This window comes from Streptomyces sp. NPDC005761, from assembly GCF_040630635.1.
Classification (GTDB): Bacteria; Actinomycetota; Actinomycetes; order Streptomycetales; family Streptomycetaceae; genus Streptomyces.
The window spans coordinates 1-23684 of record NZ_JBEXXX010000065.1 but is presented as its reverse complement, the minus strand read 5'-3'; the positions used below and the strand labels follow the sequence as shown (position 1 = coordinate 23684).

Genomic DNA, 23684 nt, shown 5'->3' with positions numbered 1-23684 from the left:
GGCCCGTTCCACGGCCTCCCACACGGTCTCCAGCACCAGGCGCTGCTGCGGGTCCACCCCGATACGCCCAGTATCGGGGCGACCCTCCGCCTTGCGATCGCACGCACCAGGCGCCGCCGGACCCGCCCTCCGGGCGGACGGCGCTACTTTCGAAACACGCCCTAGTACAGATGGATCGACAGGTGTCCCAGCGGCAGCCCCAGCTGCCAGGCGGGTGTCCACACCTGGGCCGCTGCCCCCTCCTCCGGCTCCCGTGAACCGGCCGACGGCTCCCACGGCGTCGGGCCGATCGCGTCCAGGTCGGCCGCCAGAAGTTCGGTGTGCTCCAGCCACCGCCAGGCCGCGCGGGCCAGAGCGAGGTCCGGGCCGGCGTCACCGGCCGCCTCCAGCGCGTCGAGCCGCGCGCAGACCCAGCCGCGCCAAGGGGGCCCGTACGCCGTCAGCAGCCGCAGCTCGTCCACCCGGGTGGCCGGGAGGGAGTCGGCCACCTCACCGTCGGAGAGGAACACGGTGAGGGCGAGCGCATCGCGGCCCGCCCGGTACTCCAGCGTCGCCGGCTCCATCAGTTCGCCGGTACGCAGCAGTTCGTCGGCGATGTACTCCGCGTACATCCAGGCCATCGGAATCAGCAGCCCGCCGCCACTGGATCCGTCTTGACGTTCCGGACGCATCCGGTCTCGCCCCATTCCGTTCTCGGTACGGCCCTACACGCAGCATTGAACCGGGGGAGCGCGCCCCGCGTGGCCAGAAGGGCAGGATCCGTCGGACCTGATCCGTCACACACACGAGGTTGCGATGACCGCCGATCCAGAGGAGGGACCGCACATGCGGCAATCGCTCGGCGCCTACGCCCTGCACGCGCTCCCTGACGCGGAGGCCTACGCCGTCGCCCGCCATCTCCGGAACTGCGAGCGCTGTGCGGCCGACTACGCGGCCGTCGCGGAGACGGCGGCCCTGCTGGCACTGCTCACCGAGGAGGACCTGCTGGAGTAGCCGGGCAGGTTGCGGGAGAGCAGGCGCAGCGCGTAGTAGGAACGGGACTTCACCGTGCCGGCGGGTATCCCGAGCACCTCCGCGGTCTCGCCCACGCTCAGCCCCCGGAAGTAGATCTGCACGAGCACCGCCCGGTGCTCCGGGCTCAGGGTGCGCACCGCCTTGCGCACATCGAGCGCGGACACCGCGGACTCCGCGGTGTCCTCCCGGCCCGGGGCGCTCTCCAGCACGGCGTCACTGACCTCGGTCGGCCTGGCCAGCCGGGACCTGCGGGCGTCGATCGCCAGCCGGCGGCCCACGGTGAAGAGCCAGGGGCGCATCGACTCGTAGGGGCCGTCGAAGGCCTCCGGGTGCTGCCAGGCACGCACCAGCGTCTCCTGGAGGAGGTCCTCGGCCCGCTGCCGGTCGCCGAACGTCAGACCGAGCAGGAAGTGGAACAGGGCGGGTCCGTGTTCACGCTGCAGATCCGCGAGTGCCCGGTCATCGGTCGTCGTCGTGGTCATGGTGAACGCCCTTCCCCGCGGAGGTCCCTGCTGCCTCCCTGCTGACTGGCGTATACGAACGCATTCACGCCCCGGGGAACAGGACAAACGCGGCCCTGTGCGACGAGCGGTCGCACAGAGCGGCGAATGGTGCGGTGAACGGTCGGGCGGCGCCGGAGGGGGCGGGGGAGGGCGGCGCTACGGGACCACGGTGACGGGCCAGCGCCCGGCCTTCACCAGGCGTACGGCCACCGAGCCGATGAACCGGTGCCCCGCCGACTCGGAGGCGCCCACGACGACTGCGTCCGCCTTGAGTTCGTCCGCCGCTGTCACCAGCCCGTTGTACGGATCACCTCGGAAGGTGTGGAACTCCCAGCGCACATCCCATATGTCCTTCATCCGCTCCGTCGACGCGCGGATCTCGCTCACCAGGCCCTCCGCGACGTCCGCGGTCGCATCGCCGACCGGCGCACCGAGGGCGGCACCCGCCGTCAGTACGGGCTGGACGTAGACGAGGGCGAGCATGGCCCGCTGCCGACGGGCGAGACCTGCGGCATACGCGGCGGCGCGCATGGAGGAATCGGAACCGTCGAGGCCCGCGACGATCACTTTCGGGCCGTCTGTGCCACGTTCGAACTGGTGGGGCTGCTGGTCTGTCACGGCAGTGAGGCTATCGGCTCCTCCGCGCGGCCCCGGCCCGGGCTCCCGAGTGCTCCGGCGCGCTGCTGCCGGATGAGCGGATGCGCTCCCTCCATCGGGTGCAAAACCCTCCGTGACCGGTGTCGTTGAGGAGGGTGACAGAGCGGACGTGCGAGCAGTTGGTCATGAAGAATGATCAGATGCCGCCGATGCGCAGAACGCTGCTGAGGCTGGCTGCCGGGCTGGGCGCCGCCACTGTCGTGCGCCTGGTCGCGGCGGACCCCGCGGGCACCCCGTTCCGGCGCCCCGCGTCGCCGTCGGCCGCCGCGGCCGGTCCGCAGGCAGCCGCCCTGCGGACCCGGCCGCTCGCCTACCGGCTGCGGCCCATGACGGCGAACAACCCGCCCCACTACCGCCCGGCGGCGCCGCCGGTGCGTACCCGGCCCTTCGAGCAACTTCCCGACATCGGCCGGGCCATGGTGCTCAGCTTCGACGACGGGCCCGATCCGCTCTACACCCCGCACATCCTGGACACGCTGCGCGAGCACGACGTACGGGCCATGTTCTTCCTCTGCGGGGAGATGGCCCACGACAACGAGGACCTGGTACGCCGGATCGCCGACGAGGGGCACACCGTCGGCAACCACTCATGGACCCACCCGCTGGTCACCAAGCTCTCCCGGGCCGGCGTCACCGACGAGCTGGGCCGTACCAGCGAGGTGATCGAGAGGATCACCGGCGCTCCGCCGCTCTGGTACCGCGCACCTTACGGGGCCTGGAACCGGAACTCGTTCGAGATCGGGGCCTCGCTGGGCATGGAGCCGATGGCCTGGACGGTGGACACCCTGGACTGGACCGTGCCGGGCACCGGCACCATCGTCCGCCGGGTGAAGGAGGGCGCCGCCCCCGGGGTCGTGGTGCTCTCGCACGACGCGGGCGGCAACCGTTCGCAGAGCGTGGCGGCGCTGCGCCGCTATCTGCCGGAGCTGCTGGACGACGGGTACCGGATCACGGTGCCGGAGCGCCGCTGACGCGTGCGGAGGCCGCTGCCGGGGCTGTCCCCGGCAGCAGCCCGTCAGCGGGTTTCGACCAGGCGGGCGAAGACCACCACGTTGCCGTCGTAGCCGTTGGCCTTCGTGTATCCGCCACCGCAGGTGATGACCCGCAGTTCCGCCTGCCCCGTGTCGCCGTACACCCGCGCGCCGGGGAAGTCGTTCTTGGAGAACACCTCGACGCCGTAGACCTCGAACACCGCGACCCGGTCGTCACTGCGGGTGATCTCGACGCGGTTGCCCTTCTTCAGCGAGCCCAGTCCGTAGAAGACGGCGGGCCCCGCCTGGTTGTCGACGTGGCCGACGATGACGGAGGTGCCGAGCTGCCCCGGCGCGATGCCGTTCTGGTACCAGCCGGCCAGGTTGGGATCCTGCGGGGGCGGGGTCTCGATCCAGCCGTTCGCGTCGAGGTTCACATCGACCACCGGTGCGTCGACCCCGATCGAGGGGATGGCCACCTGTGCGACGGGCGCGTACGGCAGCGGCTTCACGGCCGGGCCGGCGACCGGGGCCCCCGGGGCGACCTTCTGGTGGCCCACCGAGGTGGCGGCGACCGGCTGCGGCGGGCCGGGCGAGAGGTCCGCGCCGTTCCGCATCAACGCGAGACCGGTGAGCATCGCCAGTGCGAGTGCGCCCCACGGCGAGTGTCTGATCCGTTCTGGGCGCCAGTTGTCCCGGCCCATGGTTCTCCCTTCGTCGTGACGAGGGGAACGCTAGGCGCGGGGCGGCCGCCCGGCATTCAGGGAAGTGCGAACGGGTGGCGGCGGCCGACGGGGCTGCTTATCGGAGTAGTAGTCGGATAAAAGTTCTGACGCTCTGTGACCTGCGGGTCCATCAGATTCGCGGGTGTTCGCACGGTGTGTCGGATCACCGGGGTGGAGCAGTCCCGAAATGCGATGGATCAAGGATCTGGTGAGGGTTCGTCATGGGAGGCGTTCTCGTCGATCCATCCCGGTGCACAGAGCTCCGGGGCGCTTCCCGCTGGAGGTTCGAACGATGCGTGCTACACGCACTCTCGTTGTCGCCGCGACCGCCGTCGCCGCTCTCGGGCTCGGTGCCCCGATGGCCGCAGCCGGTGGGGACGTCGGGAACGGCCAGAACAACGGCAACAGTCAGAACAACGGCAACAACCAGAACGACTGGAACGACCCGGGCGACTGGGACAACGACAACTGGAACGGCAACGGCAACGGCAACGGCAACGGCAACGGGAACGGCAACGGGAACGGCAACGGCAACGGGAACGGCAACGGGAACGGCAACGGCAACGGCAACGGGAACGGGAACGGGAACGGCAACGGCCGCAACAACGGTCCGAACAACGTGACCGTCGACCCCGAGCGCGTGCACCAGGGCGCGGCCATGCAGGTCAGCGCCGAGGGCTGCGGCCGGGGCGGCAGCGTCTCGTCCAACGCGTTCCGGACCACGAGGCTCTCGGCCGGCCGGGTCGGCCACGCCAGGGTCCGGATCTTCAACGACGCGACGCCCGGCTCGTACAACCTGACGGTGCGCTGCGACGGCACCGACCGGACGGCCGGACACCGCTTCACCGTGCTCAACAGCCGTGGCGCGCAGGGCGGCCTCGGCGGCTCGATGGCCGCGAGCCCGGCGGAGATGGGCGTCGGCGCGGGCCTGGTCGCCTCGGCGGCCCTCGGCGGAGGCATGTACGTCATGCGCCGCCGGAGGACGAGCCATGGGGCGATCTGACCGGAAGGACGCACCCCCCGGCCCGATAACCGAAGTCGCCCCGAGTCCTCGTCGAGGACTCGGGGCGACTCTCGTTCCGCCGGCCGTGCCGGTCAGTGCGAGCGGCTCTCCTTGCGCCGCCGCACCACGAAGACGGTGGCGGTGGCGGCGGCGACGGCCACCGCGGTGCCGGCCACGATCTCGCCGGTGTTCATGCTGTCGATGCTGCCGCCGAGACCGCCCAGCACACCGGCCGGGGAGGCGGTGGACGTCGCGGAACTCGTCGAGCTCGTGGTGGGTGTGCTCGTGGCGGCGCTGATGGTGAGGTTCACCTTCGCCATGGAACTCGGCGAGGTGTTGCAGGTGAACGTCACCTCATAGGCGGCGCCCGGCCTGGCGTCCCAGTCGACCGTCGCCGTGCTCGTGCCGCCCATGGGGATGGTGACGGTGTCGAACACCCCCGAGGACGCCGTGGCCGTGGTGGAGCAGCCCTTGGCGGCCAGAGTGACCTGGCCGCCGGGCGCGATCACCGAAGGCGTGACGGTGTACCCGCTCCCGCTGTTGGACGGACCGCCCGTGGTAGCGGCATACGCGGTCACGGCCGGGGCGGTCAGGGCGAGTGCTGCGGCGCCGATCAGAGCGACGGGCGTGACACGTATTGCGCGCATGGTGAATCCTCCGGGTCCCCGAGGAGCAGCTGCGGAACGGATTTCCACAAAGCATCAGAAATGCACCTCGATGCGGGTCACGCTAGAAGTGGTGCATTTCGCCCGCGATCGGGGTGCGCCGCTCGGGGCACCGCTGTCCCCCGAGCGGCGCACCGCCCGGAGGCGAGACCCTTCATTCGTGCGCCGCGCCCGGGAACAGATCCAGGAACGGTGCGGCAGTGGCTGAGATTCCCCGGCCGAAGGGGGAGTCGAAATCCCAGATGAGGAAGAGGAGGAAGGCGATCAGCACGCTGAAGAGACCGGCCAGCAGGAGTTCGCGGAACGTACGGCGGATCTGCAGGGTGAAGATCAGCCCCACCGTCACCAGTGCTCCTGTGATCAGCCCGAACCAGACGACGCCCGGCATCGTGGCTCCCGCGCTCTGGCCCCGTGCGTTGCGGGCGTCGTCCGCTGCCGCGACCTGGTCGACCAGCGGTTGGTACGCCTGCCCCTCGTGGTCCGTCTTCGGCCGGTACTCCGTGACGTCGGCGCGCACCCGGTCCAGGAGCGCGGCGCCCCGGTCGCTGAGCGTGCCGTGCTTGCTCATGGTGCGCCATTCGTCGTGCACGACGTAGCTGACGTAGGCGTCCACGTCCGCGCGGATCCGGGTACGCACGTCGACGGGGTAGACGGCGGAGCGCGCACTGACCTCGTGCAGTGCCTGTGCCTCCTGGCGTACGTACTCCTGCGCGGCGCCGCGGCCCTCCCATACGCCCGCGATGGCGAGGCCCAGCACGATCGCGTAGACCACCCCGATCATCATCGTCATGTACTCGATGACATCAGGGGTCTCGGACGGGTCGTCGTCCTCGGGCAGCCGGCGGTTGTTGAGTACGGCGATGGTCAGGACGACGGTGCTGGCTGCGGCCATGGCGAGGGTGAGAACCAGCCATTCCGACATGAGTGCCTCCGGAGGTCATCGGGAACGGGGCCGCAGTACGGCGACGGCGAACACTGCGGGGGCTGTGATCATCAAAGTGAGCGTGACCAGGGAGGTATGGCGTTCCGGTGCCTTCCGTACGGGCCTGCGGTACGAGGGAAGCGCCACGGGTGCGGGCGGCGCGGGGCGTGCGGACGGTGTGGGTGACGGAGTCGGAGTCGGAGTGGGTGTGGGCGGCGGGGGAGGGGGCGGCTCGGGAGCGGGCTGGGGCGGTGGGGGAGGCGGCGGCGGAGGAGGTGGGGGCGGCGGAGGCGGAGGAGGAGGGGGCGGCGGAGGTGGAGGCGGAGGTGGAGGGGGCGGCGGAGGTTTGGGCTTCGGCTTCGGGGCCGGTGGCGGAGCGGGTTCGGGCTCCGGCCCCGCATAACAGGCGCCGTCGCCGCTGTCGGCCACCGCCGTACCGCCGTCACCGTCGCCGATCGAGGCGTACGCGCAGGAGTCGGCCAGCGCGGGCGTCGGGGCGGTCAGCAGCCAGGTGAGTGCGAGGGCCGCGGTGAGCCGGCCGATGAGTGATCCGTACACGACGGGGAGCATGTTCCAGGCCGCGGCCGGGCACGCCGGAAGGCCGCGGGATTCCCCTGATGGAGGGGACCTGGAGCATTCGGTGTTTGAGGCCGGCAAAGAATCTGCGTACGCATTGAACAAAGAACGGCCCGGCGCCCGTATCTAGGGCCATGAACGGCGCGAACCCGCGTCGCAACTGGCAGAAGTACCACGGGAGTTGACATGAACACCTGGCGGAACGCCTCGCTCGCGGTGACCGCGGTGACCCTGTTGGCGCTGACGACGGCGTGCGGTCAGGACAAGGGGGACGAATCTCCCAACGGGCAGAACGTGGGCAACGCGAGTCCGGCCGGGCAGGTCGGCGACAGCTACGGATCGGACAGTGCGTACGGATCCGATACGACGACGGAGACCGCGTCGGCGAAGCAGGCCGGTCAGCTTGCGGTGTGGGACAGCAAGAAGCTCGGCAAAGTCGTGACGGACAGCGAGGGATTCACGCTCTACCGATTCGACAAGGACACCGCGAATCCACCCAAGTCGAATTGCGAAGGCGACTGTGCGAAAGCCTGGCCGCCGGTGCCCGCCGGCAATGTCACCGCCGCGGCCGGAACCGATGCGGCACTGATCGGGAAGGTCACGCGCGCCGACGGAACGCAGCAACTCACTCTGGCCGGGTGGCCGATGTACCGGTATGCCAAGGACGCGCGCCCCGGCGACGCCCAGGGGCAGGGAGTGGGGGGAACCTGGTTCGCCTCGGCGCCGGACGGCAAGAAGGCGGCGGTGAACGCGGACGGTCCTTCCGGTACGGAACCGGCCACCCTCGCAGGGCTCTCCGTGCGCAAGGATCCGCAACTCGGCGATATCGTCGTGGACAAGCGCGGCATGACGGTCTACCGGTTCAAGAAGGACGTCGCATGGCCGATGAAGTCGGCCTGCACCGGGGCCTGTCTGTCGAAGTGGCCGGTTGTCGCACCGGTGGGGAAGAATGATGTGAAGGGCGTCACCACGAAGGGATTCGTCACCTTCGACCGGCCCGACGGACTCAAGCAGCAGGCCATCGACTGCTGGCCCATCTACACCTTCTCCGGGGACGTCAAACCCGGTGACACCAACGGCCAAGGGGTCGGCGGGACCTGGTACGCGGTCTCGCCCCAGGCCAAGTTGGTCGGTGCGCCGAAGTAGTTACCGCGCGGTCCTCCGTGCCGTCCCGTCGCCGCATGTCACAGGCAGCGACGGGGCGGTTGCACATGCCACGTGTGTGTGACCAATAACGGACCGCTAATTTCCGTTTCCGCTCGCTCTCCTGGCGGTGGGTCAGTAGCCTCTGGTCAATACTGACCATGAACATGGCCGGATCACCGAGGCGACTTGTTGGAGACATCGATGGAGCGTCCCGCCTGGGCACCGCAAGGCATTGACATTTCGGTGCCGAGCGTGTCCCGAATGTACGACTTCTATCTGGGCGGCTCGCACAATTTCGAGGTGGACCGGGAAGCGGCCCGCAAGGCCATGGAGTTCATGCCGGGACTTCCCAAGATCATGCAGGCGAACCGGGCCTTTATGCGCCGCGCCGTACGCTTCGCGCTGGACGAGGGCGTCACGCAGTTCCTGGACATCGGCTCCGGGATACCGACCTTCGGAAACGTGCACGAGGTCGCCCAGGCGATCGATCCGCAGGCCAAAGTGGCCTACGTCGACCATGACCCGGTCGCTGTCGCACACAGTCAGGCGGTGCTCGAAGGCAACGACCGCGCCGTGATCGCCTCCGCCGACCTGCGCCGGCCCGAGGAGATCCGCGACCACTCCGAGGTCTCCAAGCTCCTGGACTTCGACCGCCCGGTGGCGCTGCTGCTCGTCGCCGTACTCCACTTCATCGAGGACGCCGACGACCCGCACGCGGCCGTCGCCGCACTGCGCGACATCCTTGCGCCGGGCAGTCTCCTCGTCGTCACCCACGCCTCCTACGAGGGGGTTCCGGTGACCAGGGAGGAGGCCGGCGCCGCGGTGGGGGTGTACAAGAACATCCGCAATCCGCTGGTCATGCGTTCCCGGGACGAGGTCGAGCGGTTCTTCGACGGCTACGAGATGGCCGAGCCCGGTCTGGTGCAGATGCCGGACTGGCGTCCCGAGAGCCCGGTCGTGCAGGAGAACGAGGACCCGTACGCCTTCGCGGGCTTCGCTGGAGTGGGACGCAAGGCGTGAGCATTCCCGCCCAGGCGTCCGGAGCCCCGGACGCGGAGCCCGACGGCCCCGAGGACCGGCTCCGGAGATTCGCCACGATCTGGAGCCGGGCGATCTTCCCGTCGACGGCCACCTCCATGACCCGGCCGGAGTTCGAGCAGCATCTGCTCCCTCTGGCCCGCGCGCTCAGCGACTCGCTGCACGCCCGCCCGTTCGACCCGGCACCCGCCGGCGGGGTGGGCACCGCCCTCGTCGCGGCGCACTGCACGGACCCGGACGCGCTCAGCTCCACGCTCGGCGTCGTCGATTCGTACCTGGTGCTCTACTGCGGGAGCAACGGACCGGTCGCGCTGTCGACCGAGGACAGCCGGTCCCGCTCCGCACGGATCCAGCACGCGGTCGCCGGGGGCTTCTCCCAGGCGCTGCGCGAGAGGACGCTGGCCGAGCAGGAGGCGATCGCCCGCTCGGCGCTCTCCGCCCGCTCGCACGCCGAACAGGCGTTGCATGCCACGGAGGCACGCTTCCGGGCCGTCTTCAAGGACGCGGCCATCGGCATCGGAATCGCCGACCTGGACGGCAATCTGCTGGAGATCAACGACACCCTCACCCGGATGTTCGGCGGCCTCGAGAACCACGTCCTGAGCCACCGGCTCAATGAGTGGGTCCATCCGGAGGACACCCCGCAGGTCTGGAAGTACTACAACGAGCTGGTCCGCGGGGAACGCGAGCACTACCGCGTCGAGAAGCCGTACTACCGCAACGACGGCACCGTCCTGTGGACCAACCTGACGGTGTCGTTGCTGCGTGACTCCGAGGGCCGGCCCGAATACCAGCTGGCCCTGATGGAGGACACCACCGAGCGGCGGCTGCTCAATCTGCGGCTGCGGTACGAGGCCACGCACGACGCGCTCACCGGCCTGCCGAACCGGACGCTCTTCTTCGAGCGTCTCGAGAAGGCGCTCTCGGCGGGTGACGGAAGCCGGTTCGGCCTCTGCTATCTGGACCTGGACGGCTTCAAGGCGATCAACGACAGCCTGGGCCACGCGTCGGGCGACCGGCTGCTGGTCGAGGTCGCGGACCGGTTGCAGACCTGCGCGACCGCCCCCGGCGAGATGGTGGCGCGGCTCGGTGGCGACGAGTTCGTGGCGCTCACCACGGGCCCGGACACCGCGGCGGAGGTCGACGAGCTGGCGTGCCGGATCCTCGGTGTGCTCGCCGCACCGATCCGGCTCGACGGGCGCGAGCTGACCGTTCGCGGCTCCATCGGGGTCGTCGAGGGGCCGGCCGGTGAACGCAGCGCCGCCGAGGTTCTGCGCAGCGCCGACATCACCATGTACCGGGCCAAGTCCGCGGGCGGCAACCGCTTCGAGCTCGCCGACGCGGAGGCGGACGCCCGCGCGATCACCCGGCACGGGCTGACCACGGCGCTGCCCGCGGCGCTGGAGCGCGGCGAGTTCTTCATCGAGTACCAGCCTCTGGTGCACCTGGACGACGGCTCGGTGCACGGCGCGGAGGCGCTGGTGCGCTGGTGCCACCCGCAGCACGGCGTGCTGGGACCCGACCGCTTCATCGCGCTCGCCGAGCACACCGGGCTGATCGTGCCGCTGGGGCGCTGGGTGCTGGAGGAGTCGGTGCGGCAGGCCAACTTCTGGCAGGAGCGGCACACCGACGGCGGACCGCTGCGGATCAACGTGAACCTCTCACCGGCCCAGTTGCACCACCCCCGGCTGGTCGCGGAGACCGTCGACGTCCTGGAGCGTTCGGGGCTCGAAGCGGGGGCGCTGTGTCTGGAGGTCACCGAGTCCGCGCTCATCGGGGCGGACGAGGACCTGCTGAAGCCGTTGCGGCAACTGGCGGAAATGGGCGTCGACATAGCGCTCGACGACTTCGGCACGGGGTACTCCAACCTGGCGAACCTGCGGCGGCTGCCGGTGAGCGTGCTGAAGCTGGACCGTTCCTTCACCCAGGGAATGCAGCATCATCCGGCCGACCCGGTCGACCTGAAGATCGTCGAGGGGATCGTCTCGCTCGCGCACAGCCTGGATCTGGCCGTGACCGTGGAGGGTGTGGAGACGGGGGCCCAGGCCGAGCAGCTGCGGCAACTGGGCTGCGACACCGCCCAGGGCTGGTACTACGCGCGCCCCGGCGCACCGGATCGCATCCACTCCCTGCTGCTGGCGGACGCGGTGTGAGCCCGGCCGACGCCGTGTCCTCAAGTCCGTCCGGCGGTCGGAGACCGTCCTGAGGACGCGGCGTCGGCCCGGCCGGCCAGGATCACCCGCTGCAGTTCCCGTGCCGCCCGTGGCGGAGCCACGTCGCTGCGGTGCGCCAGCGCGATCGTGCGCCGCAGTCCCGGCCGCTCCAGCGGCGTCGCCCTCAGGCCGCTGCCGGCCCGGGTGGCGACCATGCTCGGAACGACCGCCATACCGAGGCCGGCCCGGACGAAACCGAGTACGGCGTCCATCTCGCCGCCCTCCACGGTGAACGAGGGCTCGAAGCCCTCGGCGCGGCAAGCGGCGACCGTCAGCTCCCGCAGGTCGTAGCCGTGCCGGAACATCACCAGGGGCTCGCCCTGAAGATCCGCGATCCGGGCCCTGCCGCCCCGGCCGGGCCGCGGGCCGTCCGGGGCCGAGACCACCACCAGATCCTCCTGGAGCAGCTCGACCGTCGTCAGTGCCGGCGAGGCCGCGGGCAGCGGCAGCACCACCAGGGCCAGGTCGAGCGCGCCGCGCGCCAGTTCGCGTACCAGGTCGTGTGAGCCGCCTTCCTCCAGCAGCAGCTGGATCCCCGGATGCAGGTCGTGGAAGGCGCGCAGCACGTCGGGCAACAGGCCTGTGCAGACACTGGGCGTCGCGCCGAGCCTGACCCTGCCGCGGCGCAGCTGGGCCAGCTCCTGGACCTCGTGACGTGCGGTGTCGGCGTCGGCCAGGATGCGCCGGGCGAGCGGCAGCAGCGCCTCGCCCGCGTCGGTCAGCGTGATGTTGCCCCTGGCGCGGCTGAACAGCTCGGCGCCCAGCTCGTTCTCCAGGGCCCTGATCTGCTGGGAGAGCGAGGGCTGTGAGACATGCACCTCCTCCGCGGCGCGGGTGAAGTGCCGGGCCTCGGCCACCGCCACGAAGTACATGAGCTGCTGAAACTGCATACACTCACCCTACCGCCCTCGATAGCTCAAGCCTATGGTCATCAGCCACTCCATGTCTTGGACCGATCGGGCCTTTCGGCCCTAGCGTCGTGTTCATGGCATTGGCAACACGGACGGACCGACGGCCGTCCATGACGCGCACGCTCTGGGACTCGTCCGTCGGCAAGAAGACGATCATGGCCGTGAGCGGTCTGATCATGCTCCTCTACTTGGTCGTCCACATGGTCGGCAACCTGAAGATCTTCTTCGGTTCCGACGAGTTCAACGGCTACGCGCACTGGCTGCGGGTGATGGGCGAGCCGTTCCTGCACCACGAGTGGGCGCTGTGGATCGTGCGTGTCGTACTGGTCGCCGCAGTGGTGCTGCACGCGGTGTCCGCGTACCAGCTGAGCCGCCGCGACCTCAGGGCGCGTCCCAGCAAGTACGTGCACAGGAAGGCACGGGCGAGCTACGCCACCCGCACCATGCGCTACGGCGGCATCATCATGGCGCTGTTCATCGTCTGGCACATCCTGGACCTGACGACCGGCACCGTGCACCCGGGCGGCTTCCAGTCCGGGCACCCGTACCAGAACGTCATCGACACCTTCTCCACCTGGTACGGCAACGTCATCTACATCGTCGCCATGCTCGCCATGGGGCTGCACGTCCAGCACGGGTTCTGGAGCGCGGCGCAGACCCTCGGAGCGGGCCGCGCGACCCGCGACCGCGTCCTGAAGGCCACCGCCAACGTCCTTGCGCTGGTGCTGACGGTGGGATTCGTCTCCGTACCCGTCGCCGTCATGACCGGAGTGGTGAGCTGACATGAACACTTACACGGACTACGTGACCGGCGCACCGGTCGCCGACACCAAGGCCCCCGACGGCCCCGTCGCCGAGCGCTGGGACACCCGCCGCTTCGAGGCCAAGCTGGTCAACCCGGCCAACCGCCGCAAGCACACCGTCATCGTCGTCGGCACCGGCCTGGCCGGCGGGTCCGCCGGCGCCACACTGGCCGAACAGGGCTACCACGTCGTCCAGTTCTGCTTCCAGGACTCGCCCCGCCGGGCCCATTCGGTCGCCGCGCAGGGCGGCATCAATGCGGCGAAGAACTACCGCAACGACGGCGACTCGGTCCACCGGCTCTTCTACGACACCGTCAAGGGCGGCGACTTCCGCGCCCGCGAGTCCAACGTCCACCGCCTCGCCCAGATCTCCGTCGAGATCATCGACCAGTGCGTGGCGCAGGGCGTTCCCTTCGCCCGCGAGTACGGCGGCCTGCTCGACAACCGCTCCTTCGGCGGCGTCCAGGTCTCCCGCACCTTCTACGCACGCGGCCAGACCGGGCAGCAACTGCTCCTCGGTGCCTACCAGGCGCTGTCCCGCCAGATCGCCGCGGGCAACGTCGAACTCCACCCCCGTACCGAGATGCTCGACCTGATCATCGTCGACGGCAAGGCCCGCGGCATCGTCGCCCGCGACCTGGTCACCGGAAAGATCGACACGTACTTCGCCGACGCCGTCGTACTGGCCAGTGGCGGCTACGGCAACGTCTTCTACCTGTCGACCAACGCCATGAACTCCAACGCCACCGCCATCTGGCGTGCCCACCGGCGCGGCGCGTACTTCGCCAACCCCTGCTTCACCCAGATCCATCCCACGTGCATCCCGCGCACCGGCGACCACCAGTCCAAACTGACGCTGATGAGTGAGTCGCTGCGCAACGACGGCCGCATCTGGGTGCCGAAGGCCAAGGGCGACGACCGCCCCGCGAACGAGATCCCCGAGGACGAGCGCGACTACTACCTGGAGCGCATCTACCCCGCCTTCGGCAACCTCGTGCCGCGCGACATCGCCTCCCGCGCCGCGAAGAACGTCTGCGACGAGGGCCGCGGGGTCGGGCCCGGGGGCCAGGGCGTCTACCTGGACTTCGCCGAGGCCATCTCGCGGATGGGCCGCGCCAAGGTCGAGGAGAAGTACGGCAACCTCTTCGACATGTACGCGCAGATCACCGCGGAGAACCCGTACGACACCCCGATGCGGATCTACCCCGCCGTGCATTACACGATGGGCGGACTGTGGGTCGACTACGACCTCCAGACCACGGTCCCGGGCCTGTTCGCGATCGGCGAGGCCAACTTCTCCGACCACGGCGCCAATCGGCTCGGTGCCTCCGCGCTGATGCAGGGCCTCGCCGACGGCTACTTCGTCCTGCCGTCGACCATCAACGACTACCTCGCCCGCAACCCCCACCACGACGAGGTCGACGCCTCCCATCCCGCAGTGGAGGAGGCCGTCGCCGAGACCGAGGACCGGCTCAACCTGCTGCTGGCCGTCGACGGAGACCGCACCCCCGACTCCTTCCACCGGGAGATCGGCGAACTCATGTGGGAGTACTGCGGAATGGCCCGCACCGAGGAGGGGCTGCGCAAGGCCCTCGACCGGATCCCGCAGATCCGCGAGGAGTTCTGGCGCCGCATCAAGGTCCCGGGCACCGGCGACGAGTTCAACCAGTCGCTGGAGAAGGCCAACCGCATCGTCGACTACCTGGAGCTCGCCGAGCTCATGTGTCTCGACGCACTGCACCGGGCGGAGTCCTGCGGAGGCCACTTCCGCGAGGAGTCGCAGACCGCGGACGGTGAAGCCGCCCGCAGGGACGAGGAGTTCTCGTACGCGGCGGCCTGGGAGTTCGCCGCCACCGGCGAAGCCCCCGTCCTGCACAAGGAAGACCTCGTCTTCGAGTACGTCCACCCCACTCAGCGGAGCTACGCATGAAGCTCACCCTGCGCGTCTGGCGCCAGAAGAACACCGACGCCCCCGGCGCCATGTCCACCTACGAGGTGGACGGAATCTCGCAGGACATGTCGTTCCTGGAGATGCTCGACACCCTCAACGAGGAGCTGATCCTCGCGGGCGACGACCCGGTCGCCTTCGACCACGACTGCCGCGAGGGCATCTGCGGCGCGTGCAGTCTCGTCATCAACGGCGACGCCCACGGCCCGGAACGCACCACCACCTGCCAGCTCCACATGCGCTCCTTCCGGGACGGCGACACGATCGACATCGAGCCGTGGCGGGCCTCGGCCTTCCCGGTCGTCAAGGACCTGGTCGTGGACCGCTCCGCGTTCGACCGGATCATCCAGGCCGGCGGCTACATCTCCGCCCCGACCGGTACGGCACCCGACGCGCACGCGACGCCCGTGCCCAAGCCGGACGCCGACTTCGCCTTCGAGCACGCCGAGTGCATCGGCTGCGGCGCGTGCGTCGCGGCCTGCCCCAACGGCTCGGCGATGCTGTTCACCTCGGCGAAGGTCAACCACCTCAACGTGCTTCCGCAGGGCGCACCCGAGCGGGAGACCCGGGTCCTGGACATGGTGGGCCAGATGGACAGCGAGGGCTTCGGAGGCTGCACGCTCACCGGGGAGTGCGCCACGGCCTGTCCTAAGGGCATCCCCCTGCCGTCGATCTCCGCCATGAACAAGGAGTGGCTGCGGGCGACCCGCAAGGTCCACCGCTGAGCGCCCGCACCGGTTCCCGGTCCCGGAGGCCGCCCGCCTCCGGGACCGGGAGGTCCTGTACCTACGGCAGGGTCAGGAGGTCACGGAGAGATCGTCGCCGTGGACCGTGCCCTGTCCGTACCAGCCGTGCAGATAGACGGTCACCGTGCCGCTGGCTCCGGTGGTGAAGGCAACCGACTGCTTGGCGTAGCCGCTCGACGAACCCCAGGTGCTCGCCGAGGCGCCGCCCCGGACACCGAGGTAGCCGTAGTTCCCCTGCACCCATCCCTGAAGGGTGTACGTGGTGTGGGGGGACAGGGCGAGCGTCTGGGTGCACTCGCCGGTCTGCGAGGAGGTCGCCGCCACGGCCAGCGCGTGCGAACCGCCGTGCACCGGCGACGAGACGACCGCACCGCCGGACTGGCAGGTCCACGGGCCCAACGAACCGGTCTCGAAGCCGCCGTTGACCAGCGATCCGGTCCCGCCGCCCGGACCGGAGACGGTCAGACCGTACGGGACCGAGTGGCTGAGCGTGCCCGACGTCCCGGTCACGTTGATGGTGTACGTGCCGGGCGCGGCCGAGGCCGAGGCGCTGACCGTCAGCGTCGAGGTGCCCCCCGCGGTGACGGACGTCGGGCTGAGGGACGCCGTCACTCCGGCCGGTGCCCCGCTCGTCGTCAGCGCGACGGTCTTGGCACTGCCCGAGGTGACCGCCGTCTTCACGGTGGCCGTGGTCGAGCCCCCCGGTGCGACCGTCGCCGAACCGGGTGTGACGGCCACCGAGTAGTCGTCCGTCACCGGGCCGGTGCCGCCGCTCGTGAACGGGGCGAACGTGTGGCTGAAGTACCAGGTGTCCTGCGCGATTCCGGAGCAGGTGTCGCTGCCCCCGGTGCCGGGGCAGCCGCCGTTGTCGCGCTGGAGCGCCCAGAACGACAGCGTGCTGACGCCCTTGGAGACGGCCCAGTTGTAGACAGCGGTGGCATCGGCGGTGGTGAACGTCTCGGCCGGACCGTAGTCGTCGATGCCCGGCATCTCGATGATGCCGGTCATGCCCCACAGTTGGGCGTCGGTCTTCGACGGGTAGAGATCGGCCAGTTGGCCCTTGAGGCCGGTGATCGCCGTCTGGGTGTCCTGCGCCATGTTGTGCGCGGCCCCGTCGTAGTAGTCGAACGTCATGAGGTTCACGACGTCGACCTTCGCCCCGTTGGACACCGCGTTCTCCAGCACCGCGAGACCGCTGTCGGCCAGCCCGCTCGTGGTGGTGGGCAGGGTGTACGAGATCTGGACCGATCGCCCGTTGGCGGCCGCCCAGTCCTGGACCTTCTTGATCGCCTTGTTGCGGCGGTCGATCCCGGCGCTGTTCTCCAGCGAGTTGTCCTCGATGTCCATGTCGAGGCGGGACACGTCGTAGGTCGTGATGACCTTCTCGTACGCCGCGGCGATAGAGTCGACGCTCGTACAGCTGTCGGCGATCTCGGTTCCGCCGTTGTCGGCCGCGTAGCCGCCGAACGACGGGATCACATCGCCGCCGCGCGACCGGATGGTGGTGAAGTCGGCGCCGAACTCGGACTGGGTGATGGGCGTGCCGGAGTCGCCGTTCCAGTAGGGGGTGCAGGAACCGCGGGCGTCGGTCTGGATGAAGGCCATGGTCAGGTACTTCGCGCCGGACGCCTGGGAGAGCGCGGCCGGGCTGTCGCCGTTCCACGCCTCGAAGTACGGGGCGAAGACGTGCGCGGGCAGGGGAGTGGCGGCGGTGGTGGCAGCCTGTGCGCCGGCGCCTGATCCGAGGACCAGGCCTGCGGACGCGACGACGGTGGCCAAGGCGCCGAGGACGGCGCCGACTGTTCTTGGACGTCTCATGGGTCAGCTCCCAGCGGGGTGGGACAACGGGCGGATCGCATGGCTCGGCCGCGCCCGGAGAGGGGCGCGGCCCGTTCCTGTGATTCCCGGCCGGGGTCACATGCCGCACGGCAAGGAGCGACCGTGAGGCATGCCCATGATTGGTCTGGACCAGCTAACTGTCAACGTTCTTTACTGTTTCATTCCCATCGCTTGCCAGGGTGCACAACTCACCCGTGGCATTGCGGAGTTGGCGTCACTCGAGGTGGATCGCCGTTCGCAGGTACGCAGCAGTCCTGCTCTCCTGTACGCGGGCCACCTCCGTGGGTGGCCCCGTGGCCACGATCCGGCCGCCCCGGTCGCCACCCCCGGGGCCGAGGTCGATCACCCAGTCGGATCCCGCCACCACGGCCATGTCGTGTTCCACCACCACGACGGTGCTGCCCGAGTCGACCAGCCCGTGCAGCTGCCGCATCAGCACCTCGACATCGGCAGGGTGCAGCCCCGTCGTCGGCTCGTCGAGCAGGTACAGGGTGTGGCCCCGGCGGGCGCGCTGCAGTTCCCCGGCCAGCTTGATGCGCTGGGCCTCGCCGCCGGACAGCTCCGTTGCCGGCTGCCCGAGCCGCAGATAGCCCAGGCCCACATCGAGCAGTGTCCGCAGACTGCGTCCGGCAGCGGGCGTCTCCGCGAAGAAGCCGGCCGCCGACTCCACCGTCAGGTCCAGCACCTGAGCGATGTTCAGCCCGCGCAGGGTGACATCGAGCGTCTCCGGGTTGTACCGCGCGCCGCGGCAGTCCGGGCAGGGTGCGTACGTGCTGGGCAGGAAGAGCAGTTCCACCGAGACGAACCCCTCGCCCTGGCAGGTCTCGCACCGCCCGCCCGCCACGTTGAACGAGAACCGCCCCGCCCGGTACCCCCGTGCGCGTGCCATGTCGGTGGCGGCGAACAGTTTGCGTACGACGTCGAAGAGTCCGGTGTACGTGGCCAGATTTGAACGGGGAGTACGGCCGATGGGTCGCTGGTCGACCTGGACCAGGCGGTCGACCGCGGCCAGCCCCTCCGCCGAGGCGCAGCCGGGCGCCGGGCGTTCCGTCTCTTCGTCCGGCGCGGCCGTGGCCTGCCGGTCTGCGAGCACGCCCGCCAGCACCTGCCCCACCAGCGTCGACTTGCCCGAGCCCGAGACGCCGGTGACGGCCGTGAACACCCCGAGGGGGAAGGCGGCGTCCACACCGCGGACGTTGTGCCGGTCCACCCCGTGCAACCGAAGCCACCCCGAGGGCGTGCGCACCTCGCGTACGGGAGCGGGGGCGTCGTCGAAGAGGAAGCGCCTCGTCGCCGACTCCGCGACATCGGCGAGCCCGGCGGGCGGTCCGCTGTGCAGCACCCGGCCGCCGTGCTCACCGGCCAGCGGGCCGACATCGACCAGCCAGTCCGCCTGCCGCACCACGTCCATCTGGTGCTCCACGACGAAGACCGTGTTCCCGGCCTCCCTGAGCCGGCCGAGAACCCTCAGCAGCGACTCCGTGTCCGCCGGGTGCAGCCCGGCGGACGGCTCGTCCAGGACGTAGACGACACCGAAGAGCCCTGACCGGAGCTGAGTGGCCAGTCGCAGCCGCTGGAGCTCGCCGGACGAGAGCGTCGGAGCCGTACGGTCGAGACTGAGGTAGCCGAGCCCCAGTTCGGTGACCGTCCCGATCCGGGCCAGCAGATCCGTCGTCAGCACCCGGGCGGTGTCGCCCCCGTCCGCTGCCGACAGAACCTCGGCGAGGTCCGTGAGCGGGAGGCCCGCCAGCTCCGCGATCGTCCGGCCCGCGAACGTGACCGCCATGGCCTCCGGCCGCAGCCGGCTGCCGCCGCAGACAGGGCAGGGCGCGCTCGTCAGGAAACGCTCGGCCTTCGCGCGCAGTGTGCGGCTGCGGGAGTCGGCGAACGTATGCATGACATAGCGCCGCGCGCTCATGTACGTCCCCTGGTACGGCCGCTGGATCCGGTCCGCGTCGCGCACCGGATGGACGGTGACCACCGGCTGCTCGTCCGTGAACAGGATCCACTCGCGGTCGGCCGGATCGAGCTCGTGCCAGGGCCGGTCGATGTCGTGGCCGAGAGCGTCCAGCACATCGCGCAGGTTCTTGCCCTGCCAGGCCCCGGGCCAGGCGGCGATGGCACCGGCCCTGATCGACAGCCCGGGGTCGGGGACCAGGAGCTCCTCGGTGGTGCGGTGGATCCGGCCGAGACCGTGACACTGCGGGCAGGCCCCGGCAGCGGTGTTCGGTGAGAACGCGTCCGAATCCAGTCGCTCCGCCCCCTGCGGATACTCCCCGGCCCGCGAGAACAGCATCCTCAGCGAGTTGGACAGCGTGGTCACGGTGCCGACGGACGACCGGGTACCGGGTGCCGAGCGGCGCTGCTCCAGTGAGACGGCGGGTGGCAGCCCGGTGATCTCGCCGACCTTCGGTGCACCCACTTGGTGGATGAGCCGCCGGGCGTAGGGCGCGACGGACTCGAAGTAGCGCCGCTGGGCCTCCGCGTAGATGGTCCCGAAGGCCAGGGAGGACTTCCCGGAGCCGGAGATGCCCGTGAAGACGGTGAGGGTGTCGCGGGGGATGTCGACCCGGACGTCCTGCAGATTGTGCTCGCGTGCGCCGCGGACCCTGACATACGGATCGTGGGGGGTGGCCATGGGGGCGGGGCTCCGTACGGTTCGGGGCGGGCTGGGTGGGACAACCAGTTTGATTCCGGGTGCCGGGGCGCTGTCGGCGGCGGCCCTCCACGGCCGTCGGCCGTGCCGGGCCACCGAACGCCGCCGCACCTTGGTTTGCTGGGCACATGAGACACGATGCCCGGCCCCTGGCCGTATTCGATCTGGACGGCACGCTCGCCGACACCGCCCACCGCCAGCACTTCCTGGAAGGGGCGCGGCGCGACTGGTCCGGATTCTTCGCGGCCGCCCCCGCCGACCCCCCGCTGCCCGAAGGCGTACGGCTCGCCATGAGCAGTGCCAAGGAGTGCGAGGTCGTCTATCTCACCGGCCGCCCCGAGCGCTGCCGCAAGGACACCGTGGCCTGGCTGGCCCGGCAGGGGCTGCCCGAGGGGCTGCTCCACATGCGGCGCAACGACGACCGGCGGCCGGCCCGCAGGACCAAACTGGAGACCCTGCGACAGCTCGGCCGGGGCCGCACGGTACGGATGCTGGTGGACGACGACGAGCTGGTGTGCGACGCGGCCGAACTGGCGGGATTCACAGTGGTGCGCGCCCGCTGGACGCGTGCCTCGCCCGCCTTGAAGGATGCGCAGGAGCGCGAGGGGCGGACCTGAGCGGGACCGCGGTCGTCATCCCTTCTCGTCGAGCCGGAAGCCGACTTTCAGGCCGACCTGATAGTGCTCGATCTGGCCATCCTTGATCTGTCCGCGCACTTGGGTGATCTCGAACCAGTCGAGATTGTGCAACGTTTCGGAAGCTCTTGCGACGCCGTTGCGGATTGCCGCATCGATGCCGTCATGGGAGGTTCCTACGATCTCTGTGACGCGATACGTGTGGTTTGACATGGTGTGTCTCCTCTCGCCTCTACCAAGGTGCCCCACCTCGGTGAGGTTCGCGAGAGATCGCGGAACTTCGGTCTGTCCGGAACCGCCCTTGACCAAAGGATTGGTCCATACCAAAATCCAGCCACGCCCGTGCGAGCGCAGCCCGCAGTCCCCCACACCGGGTCCGCAAGTCTGTCCTGCCGTTTCGCAGAAGGTGACCCCCGTGAAGAACCGCATGCTCGTCGGAGCCCTCGCCCTGATTTCCACTGTCACGCTGGGCGGGTGCGGAATGATCCCCGGCTCGGGCGGTTCGGGCGGCGAGAAGGTCACGGTCTGGCTGATGAAGGACAGTGTCACCGCCGACTTCCTGGACCGATTCAAGGAGTCGTACGAGGACGAGCACTCCTCGGTCGAACTGGAGTTCAAGATTCAGAGCTGGAGTGGAATCGGACCGAAGGTGCTCGAAGCGTTGGGTGGCAAGGACACCCCGGACGTCATCGAGGTCGGGAACACCCAGGTCGCCCAGTACGCGGAGAGCGGCAATCTGCGCGATCTCACGCTGGAGTCCATGCGTGACCTGGGCAGTGAGGACTGGCTCCCCGGCCTCGCCGAGCCGGGAAGCATCGGCGGTGTCCAGTACGGAATCCCGTGGTACGCGGCCAACCGTGTGGTGATCTACAACAAGGACCTGTTCGAGCAGGCGGGAATCAAGAGCCCGCCGAAGACGCGCGAGCAGTGGATCGAGGACAGCGAGAAGCTGAACCGGAACGGCAATCAGGGCATGTATCTGCCTGGCCAGAACTGGTACGTGCTCGCCGGATTCATCTGGGACGAGGGCGGTGAACTCGCCAGCGACAAGGGCGGGGACTGGGAGGGTGCGCTCGGCACCTCGGCAGCGCTCAAGGGGATGGACTTCTATTCCGAACTCCAGGCGCTGGGTGACGGGCCCAAGGACGGGGACGAGGAAATGCCCCCGCAGAGCGACGTGTTCGCCAAGGGTGATGTCGCGCAGATCATCTCCACCCCCAGCACCGCGACCCTGATCGAGAAGGCGAACCCGGAACTCGGAGGAAAGCTGGGCTACTTCCCGATACCCGGCAAGACGGCGAAGGCTCCCGGTTCCGTGTTCACCGGCGGCTCCGACCTGATCATTCCGCAGAAGGCGGATCAGCGCAGCGCCGGATTCGAGGTCATCAAGGCGCTGGCCGGAGCGAAATGGCAGGAGGAACTCGCCAAGGCCATGAGCTACGTGCCCAACAAGTCCTCCCTGGCCCACGTCATCGAGGGTGAGGAGAGCACCGCCGCGATGGCCGAGGGCGCCGCACGGGGCCACGCGACGCCCAACTCGCCGCAGTGGGCGGCCGTCGAGGCCGCCAACCCGATCAAGCCGTACATGACGGCGGTCCTCCAGGGCGGGGACCCGGCGACCGAGGCGAAGACCGCGTCCGAGAAGATCACCGCCCTTCTCGCCGGCAGCTGAAGGGGCCGCCCTCGCACCCCACGAGGGCCGCGCGGCACTGAACGGCCCGCCGTCGCACGCCCCCGCGGGGCACGCAAGGAAGCGCCCCCACCGCGGGATTCAGCCGTCGTACGCCCATGGGGGCACGCGGGGAGTGCCCCGCACCGCGGGATTCAGCCGTCGTACGCCCATGGGGGCACGCGGGGAGCGCCCCGCACCGCGGGATTCAGCCATCGCACATCCACGCTCCCCATGGCGGACACGTCGAATCAAGCCGGTCACGGAAGAAGTAGGAGGGTCCGGGTCCACGCGTCCGCGCGCAGGCCCGGCAGCCGCCCTTGCCGACCCGTCCCCGGAGTCCGTCATGCATGTGCTGCCCACCGCTTCTCCCGCCGCCCCGTCCGTCCCGGTACAGCGACCCGACCGGGCCGCCCCCACCGGCCCGCCGCGCTACCGGGTCTCCGTCGCCGTGGACCAGGCGGAGGTACGGGCCGCCCAGCGCCTGCGCCACCAGGTGTTCTCCGCCGAGTTCGGCGCCCGGCTGGACGGACCCGAACCGGGCCTGGACAGCGATGCCTTCGACGCGTACTGCGATCACCTCCTGGTCCGGGAGACGGCCACCGGCGAGATCGTCGCCACGTACCGGCTGCTGCCGCCCGAGCGCGCCCGCATCGCCGGACGCCTCTACGCCGAGAGCGAGTTCGACCTCACCCGGCTCGAACCGATCCGCGACGATCTGGTCGAGGTCGGCCGCTCCTGCGTCCACCCGGCCCACCGCGACGGGGCCGTCATCGCACTCATCTGGGCAGGTCTGGCCCGCTACATGGAGCGCAGCGGCCACACCTGGCTGGCGGGCTGCTGCTCGATCCCCCTCTCCGACGGCGGAGCGGCCGCCGCCCGGGCCTGGGAGACCGTACGGACGAAGCACCTGGCACCCGAGGACCACTGGGTCTCCCCACACCGCCTGTGGCAGCCCTCGGCCGCCCTCCCCGCCCTTCCCGCCCTTCCCGCCCTTCCCGCCGGGCCCGCCGGGCCCGCCGGGCCCGCCGGGCCCGCCGGGCC

Annotated in this window: 22 protein-coding genes; 12 read left to right on the top strand and 10 right to left on the bottom strand. The window is 70.0% G+C overall.

The window, feature by feature from the left end; all coding sequences use genetic code 11:
• Positions 1 to 161: 161 nt before the first annotated feature.
• Positions 162 to 671 (bottom strand): hypothetical protein, encoded by a 510-nt coding sequence (locus ABZ434_RS34285; protein ID WP_359145431.1) that lies wholly within the window; start codon positions 669 to 671, stop codon positions 162 to 164.
• A 124-nt stretch (positions 672 to 795) separates the two neighbouring features.
• On the opposite strand from ABZ434_RS34285, the gene ABZ434_RS34280 reads away from it, so the two are divergent.
• A complete protein-coding gene (locus ABZ434_RS34280; RefSeq protein ID WP_359145428.1) occupies positions 796 to 993 on the top strand; it encodes a zf-HC2 domain-containing protein in 198 nt (65 codons plus the stop codon).
• Here ABZ434_RS34280 and ABZ434_RS34275 read toward each other — a convergent pair.
• Together ABZ434_RS34275 and ABZ434_RS34270 are read right to left on the bottom strand one after the other, a co-directional pair.
• On the bottom strand, positions 927 to 1496 hold the full coding sequence (locus ABZ434_RS34275; protein ID WP_359145425.1) for a sigma-70 family RNA polymerase sigma factor: 570 nt from the start codon (positions 1494 to 1496) through the stop codon (positions 927 to 929). The two genes, ABZ434_RS34280 and ABZ434_RS34275, sit on opposite strands and share 67 nt — an antisense overlap.
• 177 nt (positions 1497 to 1673) lie before the next feature.
• Positions 1674 to 2135 (bottom strand): universal stress protein, encoded by a 462-nt coding sequence (locus ABZ434_RS34270; RefSeq protein WP_359145422.1) that lies wholly within the window; start codon positions 2133 to 2135, stop codon positions 1674 to 1676.
• Positions 2136 to 2299: 164 nt separating this feature from the next.
• On the opposite strand from ABZ434_RS34270, the gene ABZ434_RS34265 reads away from it, so the two are divergent.
• Positions 2300 to 3145, top strand: coding sequence for a polysaccharide deacetylase family protein (locus tag ABZ434_RS34265; protein WP_359145419.1), 846 nt, complete (start codon positions 2300 to 2302; stop codon positions 3143 to 3145).
• A 44-nt stretch (positions 3146 to 3189) separates the two neighbouring features.
• On the opposite strand, the gene ABZ434_RS34260 is transcribed toward ABZ434_RS34265, so the two are convergent.
• The gene (locus ABZ434_RS34260; RefSeq protein ID WP_359145416.1) at positions 3190 to 3849 is read right to left on the bottom strand and encodes a class F sortase; all 660 of its coding nucleotides are present in this window, start codon (positions 3847 to 3849) and stop codon (positions 3190 to 3192) included.
• A 313-nt stretch (positions 3850 to 4162) separates the two neighbouring features.
• Here ABZ434_RS34260 and ABZ434_RS34255 point away from each other — a divergent pair, with 313 nt between their 5' ends.
• Positions 4163 to 4873: a hypothetical protein gene (locus ABZ434_RS34255; protein WP_359145414.1), complete on the top strand. Its 711-nt coding sequence runs from the start codon at positions 4163 to 4165 to the stop codon at positions 4871 to 4873.
• 92 nt (positions 4874 to 4965) lie between these two features.
• Here the strand turns inward: ABZ434_RS34255 and ABZ434_RS34250 are convergent, their stop codons facing one another.
• Positions 4966 to 5520, bottom strand: a complete 555-nt coding sequence (locus ABZ434_RS34250; RefSeq protein ID WP_359145411.1) for a hypothetical protein — start codon at positions 5518 to 5520, stop codon at positions 4966 to 4968.
• Between the two features lie 172 nt (positions 5521 to 5692).
• Positions 5693 to 6460, bottom strand: coding sequence for a hypothetical protein (locus ABZ434_RS34245; RefSeq protein ID WP_359145408.1), 768 nt, complete (start codon positions 6458 to 6460; stop codon positions 5693 to 5695).
• Positions 6461 to 7222: 762 nt separating this feature from the next.
• On the opposite strand from ABZ434_RS34245, the gene ABZ434_RS34240 reads away from it, so the two are divergent.
• The 3 genes from ABZ434_RS34240 (at position 7223) to ABZ434_RS34230 (ending at position 11373) form a co-directional block, all read left to right on the top strand.
• Complete coding sequence (locus ABZ434_RS34240; protein WP_359145405.1) at positions 7223 to 8182, top strand: SCO0930 family lipoprotein; 960 nt, start codon at positions 7223 to 7225, stop codon at positions 8180 to 8182.
• A gap of 201 nt (positions 8183 to 8383) precedes the next feature.
• Positions 8384 to 9202, top strand: a complete 819-nt coding sequence (locus ABZ434_RS34235) for an SAM-dependent methyltransferase (protein WP_359145402.1) — start codon at positions 8384 to 8386, stop codon at positions 9200 to 9202.
• The gene (locus ABZ434_RS34230) at positions 9199 to 11373 is read left to right on the top strand and encodes an EAL domain-containing protein (protein WP_359145399.1); all 2175 of its coding nucleotides are present in this window, start codon (positions 9199 to 9201) and stop codon (positions 11371 to 11373) included. Before ABZ434_RS34235 ends, ABZ434_RS34230 begins: the two co-directional genes overlap by 4 nt.
• 20 nt (positions 11374 to 11393) lie before the next feature.
• Here ABZ434_RS34230 and ABZ434_RS34225 read toward each other — a convergent pair whose 3' ends face one another.
• Positions 11394 to 12323 (bottom strand): LysR substrate-binding domain-containing protein, encoded by a 930-nt coding sequence (locus ABZ434_RS34225; protein WP_359145396.1) that lies wholly within the window; start codon positions 12321 to 12323, stop codon positions 11394 to 11396.
• Between the two features lie 95 nt (positions 12324 to 12418).
• On the opposite strand from ABZ434_RS34225, the gene ABZ434_RS34220 reads away from it, so the two are divergent.
• The 3 genes from ABZ434_RS34220 to ABZ434_RS34210 are packed head-to-tail and all read left to right on the top strand — an operon-like array spanning position 12419 to position 15820.
• Positions 12419 to 13126, top strand: coding sequence for a succinate dehydrogenase (locus ABZ434_RS34220; RefSeq protein WP_359145394.1), 708 nt, complete (start codon positions 12419 to 12421; stop codon positions 13124 to 13126).
• A 1-nt stretch (position 13127) separates the two neighbouring features.
• Positions 13128 to 15077 (top strand): fumarate reductase/succinate dehydrogenase flavoprotein subunit, encoded by a 1950-nt coding sequence (locus tag ABZ434_RS34215; RefSeq protein ID WP_359145391.1) that lies wholly within the window; start codon positions 13128 to 13130, stop codon positions 15075 to 15077.
• Complete coding sequence (locus ABZ434_RS34210; RefSeq protein WP_359145388.1) at positions 15074 to 15820, top strand: succinate dehydrogenase/fumarate reductase iron-sulfur subunit; 747 nt, start codon at positions 15074 to 15076, stop codon at positions 15818 to 15820. Before ABZ434_RS34215 ends, ABZ434_RS34210 begins: the two co-directional genes overlap by 4 nt.
• A 72-nt stretch (positions 15821 to 15892) precedes the next feature.
• Here the strand turns inward: ABZ434_RS34210 and ABZ434_RS34205 are convergent, their stop codons facing one another.
• Together ABZ434_RS34205 and ABZ434_RS34200 are read right to left on the bottom strand one after the other, a co-directional pair.
• Positions 15893 to 17659 (bottom strand): glycosyl hydrolase family 18 protein, encoded by a 1767-nt coding sequence (locus ABZ434_RS34205; RefSeq protein WP_359145385.1) that lies wholly within the window; start codon positions 17657 to 17659, stop codon positions 15893 to 15895.
• A 235-nt stretch (positions 17660 to 17894) separates the two neighbouring features.
• A complete protein-coding gene (locus tag ABZ434_RS34200) occupies positions 17895 to 20318 on the bottom strand; it encodes an excinuclease ABC subunit UvrA (protein ID WP_359145382.1) in 2424 nt (807 codons plus the stop codon).
• Between the two features lie 146 nt (positions 20319 to 20464).
• On the opposite strand from ABZ434_RS34200, the gene ABZ434_RS34195 reads away from it, so the two are divergent.
• Entirely contained in the window at positions 20465 to 20953 is a 489-nt protein-coding gene (locus ABZ434_RS34195) for a hypothetical protein (RefSeq protein WP_359145379.1), read from the top strand.
• 15 nt (positions 20954 to 20968) lie between these two features.
• Here the strand turns inward: ABZ434_RS34195 and ABZ434_RS34190 are convergent, their stop codons facing one another.
• Complete coding sequence (locus ABZ434_RS34190; protein ID WP_359145376.1) at positions 20969 to 21184, bottom strand: dodecin; 216 nt, start codon at positions 21182 to 21184, stop codon at positions 20969 to 20971.
• A 202-nt stretch (positions 21185 to 21386) separates the two neighbouring features.
• Between ABZ434_RS34190 and ABZ434_RS34185 the strand changes: the two genes are divergently transcribed.
• A complete protein-coding gene (locus ABZ434_RS34185) occupies positions 21387 to 22643 on the top strand; it encodes an extracellular solute-binding protein (protein ID WP_359145373.1) in 1257 nt (418 codons plus the stop codon).
• 343 nt (positions 22644 to 22986) lie between these two features.
• Positions 22987 to 23684, top strand: a 698-nt coding sequence (locus ABZ434_RS34180) for a GNAT family N-acetyltransferase (protein WP_359145370.1), incomplete at its 3' end; no start/stop codon positions are given.

Coding starts and splice junctions, on each gene's coding strand:
- ABZ434_RS34285 (WP_359145431.1), bottom strand. CDS start 671: ATGCGTCCGGAACGTCAAGACGGATCCAGTGGCGGCGGGCTGCTGATT.
- ABZ434_RS34280 (WP_359145428.1), top strand. CDS start 796: ATGACCGCCGATCCAGAGGAGGGACCGCACATGCGGCAATCGCTCGGC.
- ABZ434_RS34275 (WP_359145425.1), bottom strand. CDS start 1,496: ATGACCACGACGACGACCGATGACCGGGCACTCGCGGATCTGCAGCGT.
- ABZ434_RS34265 (WP_359145419.1), top strand. CDS start 2,300: ATGAAGAATGATCAGATGCCGCCGATGCGCAGAACGCTGCTGAGGCTG.
- ABZ434_RS34260 (WP_359145416.1), bottom strand. CDS start 3,849: ATGGGCCGGGACAACTGGCGCCCAGAACGGATCAGACACTCGCCGTGG.
- ABZ434_RS34255 (WP_359145414.1), top strand. CDS start 4,163: ATGCGTGCTACACGCACTCTCGTTGTCGCCGCGACCGCCGTCGCCGCT.
- ABZ434_RS34250 (WP_359145411.1), bottom strand. CDS start 5,520: ATGCGCGCAATACGTGTCACGCCCGTCGCTCTGATCGGCGCCGCAGCA.
- ABZ434_RS34245 (WP_359145408.1), bottom strand. CDS start 6,460: ATGTCGGAATGGCTGGTTCTCACCCTCGCCATGGCCGCAGCCAGCACC.
- ABZ434_RS34240 (WP_359145405.1), top strand. CDS start 7,223: ATGAACACCTGGCGGAACGCCTCGCTCGCGGTGACCGCGGTGACCCTG.
- ABZ434_RS34235 (WP_359145402.1), top strand. CDS start 8,384: ATGGAGCGTCCCGCCTGGGCACCGCAAGGCATTGACATTTCGGTGCCG.
- ABZ434_RS34225 (WP_359145396.1), bottom strand. CDS start 12,323: ATGCAGTTTCAGCAGCTCATGTACTTCGTGGCGGTGGCCGAGGCCCGG.
- ABZ434_RS34220 (WP_359145394.1), top strand. CDS start 12,419: ATGGCATTGGCAACACGGACGGACCGACGGCCGTCCATGACGCGCACG.
- ABZ434_RS34215 (WP_359145391.1), top strand. CDS start 13,128: ATGAACACTTACACGGACTACGTGACCGGCGCACCGGTCGCCGACACC.
- ABZ434_RS34210 (WP_359145388.1), top strand. CDS start 15,074: ATGAAGCTCACCCTGCGCGTCTGGCGCCAGAAGAACACCGACGCCCCC.
- ABZ434_RS34205 (WP_359145385.1), bottom strand. CDS start 17,659: ATGAGACGTCCAAGAACAGTCGGCGCCGTCCTCGGCGCCTTGGCCACC.
- ABZ434_RS34200 (WP_359145382.1), bottom strand. CDS start 20,318: ATGGCCACCCCCCACGATCCGTATGTCAGGGTCCGCGGCGCACGCGAG.
- ABZ434_RS34195 (WP_359145379.1), top strand. CDS start 20,465: ATGAGACACGATGCCCGGCCCCTGGCCGTATTCGATCTGGACGGCACG.
- ABZ434_RS34190 (WP_359145376.1), bottom strand. CDS start 21,184: ATGTCAAACCACACGTATCGCGTCACAGAGATCGTAGGAACCTCCCAT.